This is a genomic window from Microcystis aeruginosa NIES-843 (assembly GCF_000010625.1).
Lineage (GTDB): Bacteria > Cyanobacteriota > Cyanobacteriia > Cyanobacteriales > Microcystaceae > Microcystis > Microcystis aeruginosa.
The window spans coordinates 3,872,771-3,886,140 of sequence record NC_010296.1 but is presented as its reverse complement, the minus strand read 5'-3'; the positions used below and the strand labels follow the sequence as shown (position 1 = coordinate 3,886,140).

Genomic DNA, 13,370 nt, shown 5'->3' with positions numbered 1-13,370 from the left:
CGATTAACCCAAATAAGCTTGTTTGACCCGCTCATCCCTGAGTAAATCCCCGGCTTCTCCCGCGATAGTCAAGCGTCCCGCTGCCAAAACATAGCCGCGATTGGCAGTTTCTAGGGCTAAATTGGCGTTTTGTTCCACTAACAGGATAGTTACTCCCGATTCGTTTAATTGACGGATAATACTGAAGATTTCTCGCACTATCTGCGGCGCTAGTCCTAAACTGGGTTCGTCTAGTAACAATAACTTGGGACGACTCATTAAAGCTCTGGCAATCGCCAGCATCTGCTGTTCCCCACCGCTTAGGGTTCCCGCTAACTGCTCTCGGCGCTCCGATAGTCGGGGAAATAGTTGCAACTGCTCTTCGATATCGCTTTTTACTCCTAGGCGATCGCTTCTCGTATAAGCACCTAACTGCAAATTTGTCAAGACTGTTTGACGCGCTAAGATTCTTCTCCCTTCCGGACTATGGGCAATTCCCCGTTTAACGATTTCATGGGGTGGTAAATGGGTAATATCTTGACCTTGATAAATTATTCGCCCCGTCTTTGCCGTTAAAATCCGAGATATCGTCTTTAGAGTCGTCGTTTTTCCTGCTCCGTTCGCTCCAATCAGGGTGACAATTTCCCCTTTTTCTACCCTTAAGCTAACCTGCTGTAATGCCTTTATTCCGCCATAATTAACCGATAAATCGCTAATTTCTAACATAAACCCAGTCAAATCCCAATAGGATCACTATAGCAGTGATCACTGCCATAGTGATCACTGATTATCTGCCTAAAACTTCCAAGACAACCGGGGCAACTCCCGATTGGAAAACACCGATAATCGCTGCCGCACCTCTGGAGAGATCGATGACGCGACCACCGCTAAACGGACCGCGATCGTTAATTCGCACCACCACCGAGCGCCCGTTACGCAGATTAGTTACCCTAACCTTGGTGCCGAAAGGTAGATAGCGATGGGCGGCGGTTAAACTACTAGAGTTAAAAGTCTCACCACTAGCGGTGCGACGACCGTGGAAACCAGGACCATACCAAGAGGCCATTCCCTTTTTACGGGGGCGACTGCTGGTTTTTACCGCTGGGCTTGTTTTCGGCTTCTCTGCTGGTGTCACTGAGGCAGGATTGCTGGCTGGGGCATTAGCCGGGGCCGGCTTGACTTGATTGGGTTGTGATTGGGGTTGTCCCGTCGAAGGAATGGCCTCTTGGGTCTGGGGTGTAACGCTTGCAGGGACGGTATTTTCTTTGTCCACTAGGGACTCCAAAGTTTTTAGAATTTCGTTAGCATTATCTTGAACCGAACGTGATACTTTAATATCTGAATCAGTTGTTCGACTATTAGAAAAAGCGGACAGAATGGTTTGAGAAGTGGACTCGATAACAGTTTGACGACCTAAGCTAATATCCGTCAGGCTGTTGCTGTGTCCTGCTGTCTGGGAACAAATTATCGAGGCTGTAGTCCCCACTACGGTAAGGGCAGTTACAGCTTGTAGTTTGTTGATCAGTTGTTTATTCATAGACTTTCTTATTGTGCGTTAGCAAGTTCCCAATGCAAAGCTGAAGGAACTTGCTAACATTCCTTTGTGCTTGCAGAGCTAACTTGGTTGCTTTCTGTTCAACCGTATCACGGAAAATCGGTTGGTCATTACGAGAATTTATATCGTTATCGGGCAAGAGAATCAAAAATTTAAATAAAGGGTTGACTGGCGCTAAAAACCAAGTTAAGATAAAGGGTTTTTAATTTTTTGTGTCCTAGAGGGGATCAAGGTTAGGAAAACTTAGGGAATTAGTGAAATTTTGAGAGGGAATAATGCTAGTATTGACAAGGCTTTCAAGGATTATCAGCCCTCCTCGATTTCTCTCTATCGATGCAGATAATGGTTAATAAAACTGTTTTCTTCGCTACAAAAAACCAGATTTTTAAGATAAATGTCAAATCGGGTTAAAGGTCAGAGATTAAAAATTATAATAGGGGCTTGACAAAGAACTAAAAATAAGCTGTTATTAGCCAAACTTAACTATAGAATCAGAAATGCTGATACAGGCTAATACTAAATCCTCTTTAAAAGGTATAGGGGATTGGGGAAGTGGGGAAGTGGGGAAGTGGGGAAGTGGGGAAGTGGGGAAGTGGGAAAAGAAACCTCTTTCATCTGTGGGGGTGAAAATTTTTTCATCCGGACCGACTCCTAACCCCACGAAAAGCTTTTTCGGCAAACCCTATCTAGGGTCTGCTGAATAAATCTAAAAACCTTGTTGGATAAGACTTTTGGACTTTTTTCCCCTCAAAAAGTGCCAGCCATTGCGGGGATCGGGGGAAAATTCAGGTACTTTTTCCCTGAAAATTAGGTAGTTGACCACCTCAAAACTGGTAAAACCCCACACCCCACACCCCACACCCCACACCCTGCCCCCACGAAAAGCTTTTTCGGCAAACCCTATCTAATGTGTGTTGGGTTTACTTGGGTCAATCCAACCGACAAGAGCGGCTATAAAATCTAATATAATCAAGACAGCAGGTCATCCCATAGGTAATTCTCAAATGAATTATAAGATTGACATAGAACAAGAAGAAGATGGACAATATATTGCTGAAATCGTCGAACTTCCGGGAGTTTTAGTCTATGGCAATAGTCAACAGGAAGCTATTGCTAAAGTTCAAGCACTTGCCTTGCGTGTCTTAGCCGATCAACTTGAACAGGGAGAACTTCCAGAAAATCACCTAAATTTATCATTTGTTGCTCTATGAGTCAATGGTCAGCAACGAAAGCCAAACAAGTTTTAAAAGCATTAAAAAGCATAGGTTGGAAAATTAAACGCAGTGGACTGTTTCAGCTAAAATAGGGCAATAGATTTCGGCTTAAAGTCTTAAATTATAGAATTTATAGCATTTTTCTAATACACCAAATTAACTGAAACAATCCAGTAGGGTGTGTTAGCGATAGCGTAACACACCAATTTAATAATAAATTTGCTGCGTGGGGAGCGGATTATTGATTTTGGTTTTTTAACAGAATTGGTAGCCGCAAACACACACCCTACCAGATCAGCGATCGCACTCAACCTAATATCAACAGACTTTCTGTTTCACTATCAAAAAATTCAACAATAATTAAAAAATAACCTCTTAAAATTTCGATAATCTTTGCAGTGGGACTATTACCAATACGAAGATAGATAAATTTTGGTGGATGACCATATAATAGACTGCGCTGATGAAAATCGGCATCTTTAGAGACAATTACAAAATCGTTGAATTTGGCAAATTCCCAGATAAGTGCATCATCAGTATTGATCAGCCCTAAAGTCTTGACGTGCTGGGAATCAGAATATAAATCAATTATTTTATCAATAATCCGATCTGACAAATTTTCATCTAATAACAGTTTCATAAAGAGGTGATAAATAATTTTTTCTCTCGATCAGCAGCAAAAGCCAAACAAGCTTTGATATCCTCGGAAGTTAATTCTGAAAAATCCTCAAGAATTTCTGCTTCTGTCATTCCTGCTGCTAAATATTCTAGAATATCGTACACAGTTATACGCATTCCTCGAATGCAGGGTTTTCCGCTTCGTTTTCCAGGTTCAATGGTAATAATGTTTTGGTAACTCATAATGCTTTAACTATTTTTACCTTCCCAATTATATCTTATTCGATGACAGAGATCGCACTCCACCCCACCGACAAGAACGATCACCCTTCAACTTCGTACCACTCTTAGGGTGTGAAGTGCGAAAGCATAATGCACCAATTTAACAATAAATTTGCTGCGTCGGGTGCGGATTATTGATTTTGTTTTTTTAACAGAATTGGTGGCCACCTAACGCACCCTAAAAAATCTGAAAACCCGCATCTGAATACTGAGTCCTGAATACTGAAGACCGACTCCTAACCCCTCGAAAAGCCTTGTAAGTTAGCAGCTGTTGAGATATCAATAGTTGGCAATCAGATCTCACTTATTTGCTAACCTACACACACCCTACCAGATCAGGTGTTCGCACTATGTTCTAAAGCACCGTGAGGATGATGAGGCTTTACGGGCGTTGATCGGTCATCGAGATCCGAATGCGATCAAGTATAATTTACCCAGCACCCATTGACTTAGGGTTGTAGATGATAAGCCTAACAGTTTTCTAAAGCAGTGCTACATTTGATTCACGAGACTATTGTGTTCAGTCCAGTTTTCAGGAGGAGAGATGGGCAACAAAAAAAGAAACATGGATACGACATCTAAAGATAAAAGCGACATCGCTCGTGATATCGAATTCCATTTCTATGGACATCGTTTTCCCTTTACTATCTGCGCGCTGTTTCTATGCTTATTCGTTTTATATTTATTAACAGGAGTTAGGTTTACTAGCTCTTATTTTAGCCAGTCTTCAACTTCCCTACCTTCCCTAATATTTACTTTTCTTGCTTTCCTGCAAGCGAATCAGTTTGTGATCAGATCATGTATTGTAATTCTTTTTCTACTTTTATTGAATCCAAAATTTAAAGATTTAACCCCTACTAGAATTATCATTGCCAGTGTAGTTGCTATTGCTGGTGACTATTTATTTGAGAAAGTCATCCAACATGGATCAAATGAGTTAACTCCCTTGTTTTTACTGATTTTATGGTGCGCTGCTTGGGGATTTATCAATTATGATTATCAACAACGATATAACAAAGAAGAATATATCCGAAAATACTTTACCGAGGAGCGGATTAAACAAATTCGTGAAGAATATAAAGAATGGCAATTACTTCCAGATAAAATAGACAGGATGCAAAAGTCAGTGGAAGATCGTTATTATCGATTAGTTATTGAACAAAGTAAATTAGATGCTTTACCCAAATCAAATTATAAAAAAGAGAAAGAGCAAGAATTGTCAAAGCTGAGAATAGCAAGTTATTCTTCAGGTCGTTCTTATGAATACTATGAGACCGAGCGACGATTACAGCAAGAGCTACGGGCAATAGATGAAGAGATATGGAAAGCAAAAGAAGAAATACGCAGAGAAATAACCGATATGTCAACAACAGAAGTAGATTTTCTTGTGTTAAAAATATTTGAGCAGGACAATAATTATGAATTGGGGTTTACTCATTTTGTTGAGGACTTAAAAAGTTTAGCTCGCACTTACGCGGATAAAACACCTCATTATTCTGAATTTGTAGATACTTTAAGAAAGTCGTTGAGACGAACAAATCCCAAGCTTGAAAGTTTTTCAAATTACTTTTTTAATTACAACGATAGTCAATTTCGCCTCTTAGTAGAAAATATGCTAATAAAGGCCAACAAGAAAAATCAAGAGCATATTTTGTTACTCCGTAAACTTATCGATTTCATAAATCATTGTCCCACTTTTAAAATTCCAGTCCAGATTCGGGAAATTACCTTAAAAGCATCTAGGGACACAATTAGATTCTTATTTATTATCTCACTTCAGGTCTTAATTGCCTTTGTTGCTAAACAGTGGATTCCTATCCCATTAATTGTTTATTGTTTAATAGGAAGTTTAGTCTTTTATATTGTTGTAATGATATGTCACTTAATTGACCGATGCTTAAAGGAAACCACCCTCGTATCTGTAATTGAGGGAATTGGTGCGTTTGCCAAGGATACAATTGAAAACACAGTCTTATCGCCATTTTATTACGTTTTTTCCCTAGGAGTTGTGCTTGAACCAATAGTCGAAAATATCCTGATGTTTACATGGAGAGAATATTCAGTAGCAAACGGATCTCGTAATCCTATTCTCTTGTTATCCAACGCATTAGCTGATGTTTCACTTAGGACAATTCTGCTCACTATCCGTATGGTAGTTGTGAGCCTACGTTTTTTTGTAGTATTCCTGTTCTGTTCGCTGCATTATGTTACTTTTTGGCTTACCTTTATTGTTGCGGTGATTCCAATCATGTTCATCGTGTCTATCTTTTATAGTCTTGCTCCACTAAGCAAATTAATATATGGTGTTTTAGCCGAGATAGTCTTATCTGTGGAGTCAAATTTAAGACGATACTACTTGGAGTGGATTCTGTTAATCATTTGGGCATTAAGTGTAAATATCCTTGCTAACCTAGCGTTGATTCGGATATCTGGAACTTATCCCTGGATTTCTTTGGTGACTTTTACTACATTAATAATTTCTTACCTTGTATTCATGTTTTACGGTGCTTTATCTACAGGTAGGACACTTGAAGAGGAATGGAATTATATTGTCCAGCCACTAAGTGAAAGATTAGCAGAGTTTATTTTCGGTTTCTTAGTTTTATCTTGGGTACTAATCGGAATTGACCGACTTTTCAGCCTTAACCATTTTAAGCCACAATCGGATCTGGTTGTCGGAACATTAATCTTAATAAGTCTTACAGTTATTGTGTTCATAACCTCTACTTTTGTTCAGACAGAGTAGAAGGGTGCGTCCAACGAACCAAAATAGATCTCTTGCAAAAATCAAAAATCTTCCGTTAGGTGAGGAGATTCGTCTATCGTTCCGACAAATGAAGAGAACGATTTAAAATATCCTCAATACCGTAGGGACAAACTGGGGGAAACTCTAATCCCGTCTCTCTAAAGGCATCGCAACAAGCAACAGCATAGAGTTTAAATAGGCTTTCATCGGTTAAATATCGCTTTAAACTGGGGCTATCGTCCAAATAAAGCCTAATATTAGCTTTTTCTCCCTGAATAGTTCCCAACCAACCCCTGGATCGCCGTTGAGGTTGATAGTCCCACTTTAATAAATGATGCAAAATTAATCTTAGACTAGCGAGTAAGCGATCGCGCTCCCGTTTCGACAAATCCCGCACCTCTTCGACTAAATTCTCAATATCTAACTCGGAAAACCGACCGGAAGCTAATAAATCGGCCATTTGTTCGGCCCAAAGTCCAAAGTCTTGCTCATAGGATGCCGTCATCGATTTATCTCCTTCTAAGCTCAATTAACATTATATTAAACCTCTTGCATAATTAATTTTTGATGGTTCAAAAACGGCAAAAACAAGGATTAAATTACCCAAAATCTGTAAATTATGATTCATTGATGACTGAGAAACTGGTATCTTTTCAAAGATCGCCGACAAATTAACGGGTTTTGCGTCTTCGGATGACATTATTAGAATAACGAGAAGGTTTTGGCCGGGGTTCTTTTCCCCCTCCCAATTCGCCGCTAACTTGCTGAAAAATATCCCGTCGCAGCACAGGATATTCCCCTATCCACTGGTCGAGTTGGGGAAGATGGACATCAGAAAGCTGATTGATATCCCCTAAATCGGGGTCTCGAGACATTAACAAAGCTTCGGCCACCATCCCGGGACGGATCGATTTATGGATGCGTTTGAGGGGAGCGCGAACGATCGCCGAAAAGCCAGTTTGATCACCGATTTCTAGATTAATACAGCGTTGGCGATTTTCGATAATCTCTAATTCCCCGCGTTTATTGACCCTTTCTTCTTCCCCGATTAATTCCTCGGTGACAAAAGCATCGAAAACGCGACCGCGCCAAAACCCCCCGTAGGGAAGACGACGATAGGTATTATTGCGAACACTGGCCCAGTAAACCGGACCCCAGAGCCAATATAAACCGGCGATAATGTCGAAAATCAGTTTAATTGTTAAACCACCCGGGCCGAATAAATTACCGATTAACCAAGCTGCGGTGAGAGCGATGATAGAAATGAATAAACGGCGCAGAAAATCAGACCATTTACCCCAATAGTGAGCGTACTGGGGACCTGTGGCGATAATCGGGACAATTTGCTCGATCGATTGACGGGTAAGGGGAACCAACATTATCAGTTATCGATTATCAGTTATTAGTTATAGTGTGCCTAATTGACTCGTGAATGGGTAGGCTCTAGAAGAGGACGTTTACCTTTCATTTAGGCTCGCTGTATCAGTTATGACAGCATTTCTCATAACTAGATGAAGTGTAACCTAATTTGGTATCGACTACCGACTTCCCAAAAGGAAAACTTTGTACCTCACCACTAAGATAAATGCTATAGTTTTGGGGAATTGTCTATATGTTGGTTGCCATTCATCCCATCGCTAAAAGCTCAGGACTTCTGGCGAAATTTCAGTTAAAAATTAAATCCCTCAAGAAGTCCAATGAAACAATCTATAATAAAATCAATGCTGTTTTGTTCCCAAAGACTGCCACCATGACTTCTTCTCCGGTTAAATCCTTAACTTCTCAGATTGTAACCACTCAACATTTACCCCCGTTAGAAAATGGGGATCGCTTAATTCGTCCTGAATTCGAGCGCCGTTATCAAGCTATGCCAGGATTAAAAAAAGCCGAACTGATCGAAGGAGTTGTATATATGGCATCCCCATTAAGGTTTAAATTTCATGCTGAACCCCACGGACGTTTAATCACTTGGTTGGGAGTTTATCAAGCTGCTACACCCCAAGTACAAATGGGTATTGAGCCAACAGTTCGCTTGGATATCGACAACGAACTACAGCCGGATGGGGTGTTATTAATCAGTCAAGAAAGCGGGGGAAAATCAACCCTAACTGTAGAGGGATACCTAGAAGGAGCGCCGGAATTAGTGGTAGAAATTGCCGCTAGTAGTGCCGCCATAGATTTAGGGGATAAAAAACGTGCTTATCGTCGCAGTGGCATTCAAGAATACCTTATTTGGCAGGTATTTGATCAAAAGATTGATTGGTTTAGTTTAGAAAATGGCGATTATATTTCTTTGTTACCCAACCAAGAAGGGGTGATTTGCTCTCTAGTATTTCCGGGTTTGTGGTTAGATATTTCAGCCATGCTCAACGGCAATATGTCACGGGTGTTGGACATCTTAAAGGCTGGAATTAACTCGGTAGAGCATCAAGAATTTATCCAAAAGTTAACTGCAGCGCAGTCAGGGGAAGCCAAATGAAACCTCCAGCTATTCTCATTTTAGGAGAAACCAGCCTCCCCGTTGCTCGTCAAGTGCAAATGGCCCTACCGGAAGCAATAATTTATGGGTTAATAGATCGTACCCATTCGGCTGATTTTACCTATACTAATTTTGGCGAAACGGTGCGAGAATTTTTCCAGACGGGAACGCCAATTATTGGCATTTGTGCGGCGGGTATTTTAATTCGCACTTTAGCACCTTTATTAACTAATAAATGGCAAGAACCACCTGTATTAGCAATCGCAGAAGATGGCAGCGCCGTAGTGCCTTTGTTGGGGGGTTTACAAGGGGTTAATGATCTCGCTCGTCAAATTGCCTCGGTTTGGCAAATTTCCCCCGCAATTACCACCACTGGTGATATTAGATTTAAAACGACTTTATTATCGCCACCCCCGGGTTATCAGTTAGTTAATCCCGATGATGCTAAGAAGTTTCTTGCCGATTTATTGGCGGGTGAAAAAGTAAAATTAATTGGTGAAGCAGACTGGTTAAAAAATAGTAATTTACCGATTTCATCAGCAGCAAAACTGAGCATTGAGATTATCGATAAAAATAACTTAAACTTGGCAAAACCTAGCACTGCCTGTTTAGTTTATCTGTATGAGGAAAGCCAGCAAATTAAGGAAAAATCCAGTTTGTCCCCAGGGGATTTTGCCCAGGAAAGTCAAGGTAAATTAGCCATAGTCGGAACTGGACCGGGTGCGCTAAATTGGATGTCGCCGGAAGTTCGAGAAGTATTGGAAAAAGCCACGGATTGGGTGGGTTATAAAACCTATTTGGATTTGGTAGAATCCCTGCGAAAACCAGAAATTGTCCGCCATGAATCGGATAATCGGGTGGAACTTGATCGCGCGGAAATGGCCCTAGATTTAGCGGCTAAGGGGCGATCGGTTGTCTTAGTTTCTTCCGGAGATCCCGGAATTTATGCCATGGCCGCGGCCGTGTTTGAGGTATTAGAAAAAAAAGCAAAACCAGCATGGGATGCGATCGCCATTCAGGTCTGTCCGGGGATTTCGGCGATGCAAGCGGCGGCCGCCAGGGTTGGCGCACTTTTAGGACATGATTTTTGTGCGATTTCCCTATCGGATATTCTCAAATCTTGGCAGGTGATTTCTCAGCGCATTGAGTTAGCGGCCCGAGCCGATTTAGCGATCGCATTTTATAATCCTGTGTCTCAAGAGCGCACTTGGCAATTGGAGAAGGCAAAAGAGATTTTATTACAATGGCGCTCGCCGCAAACTCCTGTGGTACTAGCGCGTAATTTAGGGCGAAAAGGGGAAACAGTGACGGTGAAATTCCTAGAGGATATGACTATTAAAGATGCGGATATGCGAACCATAATTTTGATTGGATCGAGTAAAACTCGCCTGATTGAGCAGGGTAAAACCAAGCAATGGGTTTATACTCCACGTCACTATTAAGTAGTCGTGTAAAATTAACTTCTTGGTTAGGATAGGTAACAGGCAAAAGGCAATAGGTAGTTACATATGTGTAATTAATCGTGTCTAGATAGGGTTTGCTGAAAAAGTTTCTCGTGGGGGCAGGGTGTGGGGTGTGGGGTGTAGGGTTTTACCGATTTTCAGGTGGTCAACTACCTAATTTTCAGGGAAAAAGTACCTGAATTTTCACCCCGATCACTTCAAGGGCTGGCACTTTTTGAGGGGAAAAAAGTCTAAAAGTCTTATACAACAAGGTTTTTAAATTTATTCAGCAAACCCTAAATAATCATTCTTTAATAACCGGATTTAGTATTGTAAAGTTTCAATACAAATATAGTCAGATATAGTCAAGCATGGTAATATATAGATATGAAACTATCAGACTATGCAAAAAAAACAGGAATAAGTTATCGAACGGCTTGGAGGTGGTGGAAACAAGGGAATTTAACAGGTTATCAATTGCCTTCTGGTACAATTATCATAACGGATGACAACCATTCAAAACCCGACTTGATAGCCTGCATTTATGCAAGAGTTTCCAGTGCCGAAAATAAAGACAATCTAGATAGACAAGCTGACCGATTAAAAGATTATGCTGTTGCCAGAGGCTACAAAATCTACAAAGTTGTCAAAGAAGTAGGCAGTGGATTAAACGATAATCGCCAACAATTAGCCAAAATTCTAGTTGACCCCAATTATAATGTTTTAATTGTTGAACACAAAGACCGTCTAGCCAGATTTGGTACTAATTATCTAGAAATCTTGTTAAAAGAACTAGATAAAAAACTGGAGTTTGTCAATCAAAGTGAGGATAATCAGGATGAGTTGATGTCAGATTTAATAGCGATTATCACCTCTTTTTGTTCTCGAATTTACGGATTAAGAAGGTCGAAAAGAAAGACAGAAAAGATTATAGCTGAGTTAAAAGACAACGGATAATAATGTTAGTAGCCGAAAGACACATTATCAAGAAAGGACATCGATTTTGGGCTGAGATAGATAATTTATCTTGGCAGTCTAAAAATCTCTACAACTCAGCCAATTATTTAATCCGACAAAACTTCATTTATGGTCATGGCTATTTGACCTATAATCAGATGGCCTCTCTGAGGTCAAAGACAGAACAGTATCAAGCTTTACCCGCTAAAGTTTCCCAACAAGTTTTAAGAGGATTAGACAAAAACTGGACATCATTTTTTGCCGCTTCATCGGAGTTTAAAAGTCACCCCGATAAATTTCTGGTCAAACCCAAAATCCCTGGCTATAAGGAGCCAAAAAAAGGACGAAATCTCTTAGTTTACACGATTCAAGCTATAAGCAAAGTAGGTCTTCGGCAAGGGTTAGTCAAACTATCAGGTACTTCAATTGCCTTGCCGACGAGAGTAGCAGAGCGCATAGCAGAAGTCAGAATAGTTCCTAAATGTGATTGTTATGTAATCGAGGTAATTTATGAGAAAACTGAACAGTTCTTAGCTCCTAATGAAAAGATAGCTGCGATAGATTTAGGCATAGATAATTTGATGGCTGTAACTTCAAATCAACCGGACTTTATCCCTTTGTTGATTAATGGCAGACCGTTAAAAAGCCTGAATCAATTTTATAACCAACGTCGAGCTAAGTTACAATCTCTGTTAAATCGTCAAAGTTCCCAGAGGATTCGCCGTTTAACCCGTTGCCGTAATCAGAAAGTAGATGATTATCTTCATCAGGTTAGTCGTTATTTAGTCAATCTCTTAGTTGACCAAAAGATAACAACTTTAGTAATTGGGAAAAATGACGGTTGGAAACAAGAAGTAAACTTAGGAAAAGTCAACAATCAAAAATTTGTGACCATCCCTCATGCTCGATTAATTGAGATGATTAGTTATAAATGTCAATTAGAAGGAATCTCTGTGATTCTTCAAGAAGAATCCTATACCTCAGCTTCTAATTTTTTGCATGACGATCCTCTCCCCGTTTATGGACAGATAACTGAAAAGCCAGTGTTTTCAGGAAAAAGAATTTTGCGAGGTTTATATCGTACAGATAAGGGGATTCTGGTTCAATCTGATGTCATGGGTTCCTACAATATTTTACGAAAAGCATTCCCAAATGCGTTTAACCGCTATGGGATAGAGAGGTGCGTAGTTCACCCAAGGAGAATCAATCTCTCGAAGTAAAAGTGAAAGGAATTTCTGAAATGGAATTCAGTCTGTCTATATTTGACTATACTTTTACTAACTATTACATGGCATTAACAGTGCTGTGTTTTCACTGATGACCGGTTACTGTTTACCGATCAATGAAACAAGCGCCCCTCTCCCATCTCCCTCCGTATCTGGAATAGAATCATAGGTTGATGTAATTGTCAACATAGATTTGCGAACTTTTTTGTCGAAACCGGATCTTAAACTTTAAAAATAGGCATGATGGGAATAGTTGGGATCGAGGGGGTGGAAAGACGGATAAACTGGTATATTTGTACTTACATATACTTGGCGATATCAGGAATTCACGCTACTCTAGGTATCGGGTTCTTTACATTTTGTTACTTAACATCCGTAAAAAAACCTGGTTCATATACCTTATTTTCTCAAAAAAGAATCTTAAAAAAGTATTAAGGTTTTATAATTGAGCAGTGTTGTCAGGAGGAACATTGTGTTTAAACGACTTGCAGAACAGCATCGCCAACTGGTCAAAGACTTGGTCATGGATTTACAGGCCTTAGCGATCGCACTAGAAAATCAAGGTTATCTAGCATCTTGCTATACCTGTGGCGGTCAAATGAACAGCGCATCTTTTATGGTGGGATTGGGTGAAACCCATCTAATTCGGTTTCTCGTGTCCGATTACGGCATCACCTGGACAGAAATGCGCGATGATCGAGAGTTAATGAAACTCGAAGGTGCGGAAGCCATCAGCCAACTACAGGAATTAGCCAATCTGATTAAATATCAAATTTCGCCGGCGGAATTTATTGACAAAAAACCCTCCTCCGTGCTGCAACGGTTAGAGACGGTTTAACCCCAGATGTGACCTAGACCTGTATGTTTAGTGA

At 40.3% G+C, this 13,370-nt stretch carries 15 protein-coding genes; 9 read left to right on the top strand and 6 right to left on the bottom strand.

Features of this window, described 5'->3' with window-relative positions:
• Positions 1 to 3 precede the first annotated feature (3 nt).
• Together MAE_RS18285 and MAE_RS18280 are read right to left on the bottom strand one after the other, a co-directional pair.
• Positions 4 to 705, bottom strand: coding sequence for an ABC transporter ATP-binding protein (locus MAE_RS18285; protein ID WP_041804206.1), 702 nt, complete (start codon positions 703 to 705; stop codon positions 4 to 6).
• Between the two features lie 61 nt (positions 706 to 766).
• Positions 767 to 1,516: a septal ring lytic transglycosylase RlpA family protein gene (locus MAE_RS18280; RefSeq protein ID WP_012266895.1), complete on the bottom strand. Its 750-nt coding sequence runs from the start codon at positions 1,514 to 1,516 to the stop codon at positions 767 to 769.
• A gap of 515 nt (positions 1,517 to 2,031) precedes the next feature.
• Here MAE_RS18280 and MAE_RS33495 point away from each other — a divergent pair.
• Both MAE_RS33495 and MAE_RS18270 read left to right on the top strand, forming a co-directional pair.
• The gene (locus MAE_RS33495; RefSeq protein WP_012266893.1) at positions 2,032 to 2,238 is read left to right on the top strand and encodes a hypothetical protein; all 207 of its coding nucleotides are present in this window, start codon (positions 2,032 to 2,034) and stop codon (positions 2,236 to 2,238) included.
• 300 nt (positions 2,239 to 2,538) lie between these two features.
• Complete coding sequence (locus MAE_RS18270; RefSeq protein WP_012266892.1) at positions 2,539 to 2,745, top strand: type II toxin-antitoxin system HicB family antitoxin; 207 nt, start codon at positions 2,539 to 2,541, stop codon at positions 2,743 to 2,745.
• 310 nt (positions 2,746 to 3,055) lie between these two features.
• Here MAE_RS18270 and MAE_RS18260 read toward each other — a convergent pair whose 3' ends face one another.
• Both MAE_RS18260 and MAE_RS18255 read right to left on the bottom strand, forming a co-directional pair.
• Positions 3,056 to 3,388, bottom strand: a complete 333-nt coding sequence (locus MAE_RS18260) for a DUF5615 family PIN-like protein (RefSeq protein ID WP_012266891.1) — start codon at positions 3,386 to 3,388, stop codon at positions 3,056 to 3,058.
• Complete coding sequence (locus tag MAE_RS18255; protein ID WP_002745983.1) at positions 3,385 to 3,609, bottom strand: DUF433 domain-containing protein; 225 nt, start codon at positions 3,607 to 3,609, stop codon at positions 3,385 to 3,387. Before MAE_RS18255 ends, MAE_RS18260 begins: the two co-directional genes overlap by 4 nt.
• Positions 3,610 to 3,934: 325 nt before the next feature.
• On the opposite strand from MAE_RS18255, the gene MAE_RS36515 reads away from it, so the two are divergent.
• Both MAE_RS36515 and MAE_RS18250 read left to right on the top strand, forming a co-directional pair.
• Positions 3,935 to 4,096: a DUF6887 family protein gene (locus MAE_RS36515; RefSeq protein WP_012266890.1), complete on the top strand. Its 162-nt coding sequence runs from the start codon at positions 3,935 to 3,937 to the stop codon at positions 4,094 to 4,096.
• Between the two features lie 96 nt (positions 4,097 to 4,192).
• Entirely contained in the window at positions 4,193 to 6,394 is a 2,202-nt protein-coding gene (locus MAE_RS18250; RefSeq protein ID WP_012266889.1) for an OmpH family outer membrane protein, read from the top strand.
• Between the two features lie 73 nt (positions 6,395 to 6,467).
• Here MAE_RS18250 and MAE_RS18245 read toward each other — a convergent pair whose 3' ends face one another.
• Both MAE_RS18245 and MAE_RS18240 read right to left on the bottom strand, forming a co-directional pair.
• A complete protein-coding gene (locus MAE_RS18245) occupies positions 6,468 to 6,899 on the bottom strand; it encodes a DUF29 domain-containing protein (RefSeq protein ID WP_012266888.1) in 432 nt (143 codons plus the stop codon).
• Positions 6,900 to 7,065: 166 nt separating this feature from the next.
• A complete protein-coding gene (locus tag MAE_RS18240; RefSeq protein WP_012266887.1) occupies positions 7,066 to 7,773 on the bottom strand; it encodes a hypothetical protein in 708 nt (235 codons plus the stop codon).
• Between the two features lie 233 nt (positions 7,774 to 8,006).
• Between MAE_RS18240 and MAE_RS18235 the strand changes: the two genes are divergently transcribed.
• The 5 genes from MAE_RS18235 (at position 8,007) to MAE_RS18215 (ending at position 13,336) form a co-directional block, all read left to right on the top strand.
• Positions 8,007 to 8,873 carry a Uma2 family endonuclease gene (locus MAE_RS18235; protein WP_012266886.1) on the top strand — a complete coding sequence of 289 codons (867 nt, stop codon included), beginning with the start codon at positions 8,007 to 8,009 and terminating at the stop codon, positions 8,871 to 8,873.
• Complete coding sequence (gene cobJ, locus MAE_RS18230; RefSeq protein ID WP_041804204.1) at positions 8,870 to 10,315, top strand: precorrin-3B C(17)-methyltransferase; 1,446 nt, start codon at positions 8,870 to 8,872, stop codon at positions 10,313 to 10,315. Before MAE_RS18235 ends, cobJ begins: the two co-directional genes overlap by 4 nt.
• 381 nt (positions 10,316 to 10,696) lie before the next feature.
• Positions 10,697 to 11,272 (top strand): IS607 family transposase, encoded by a 576-nt coding sequence (locus MAE_RS18225; RefSeq protein WP_419866696.1) that lies wholly within the window; start codon positions 10,697 to 10,699, stop codon positions 11,270 to 11,272.
• Positions 11,273 to 11,274: 2 nt separating this feature from the next.
• On the top strand, positions 11,275 to 12,492 hold the full coding sequence (locus tag MAE_RS18220; protein ID WP_012266883.1) for an RNA-guided endonuclease InsQ/TnpB family protein: 1,218 nt from the start codon (positions 11,275 to 11,277) through the stop codon (positions 12,490 to 12,492).
• A 478-nt stretch (positions 12,493 to 12,970) separates the two neighbouring features.
• Positions 12,971 to 13,336, top strand: coding sequence for a DUF1815 family protein (locus MAE_RS18215; RefSeq protein WP_002801757.1), 366 nt, complete (start codon positions 12,971 to 12,973; stop codon positions 13,334 to 13,336).
• Positions 13,337 to 13,370 lie beyond the last annotated feature (34 nt).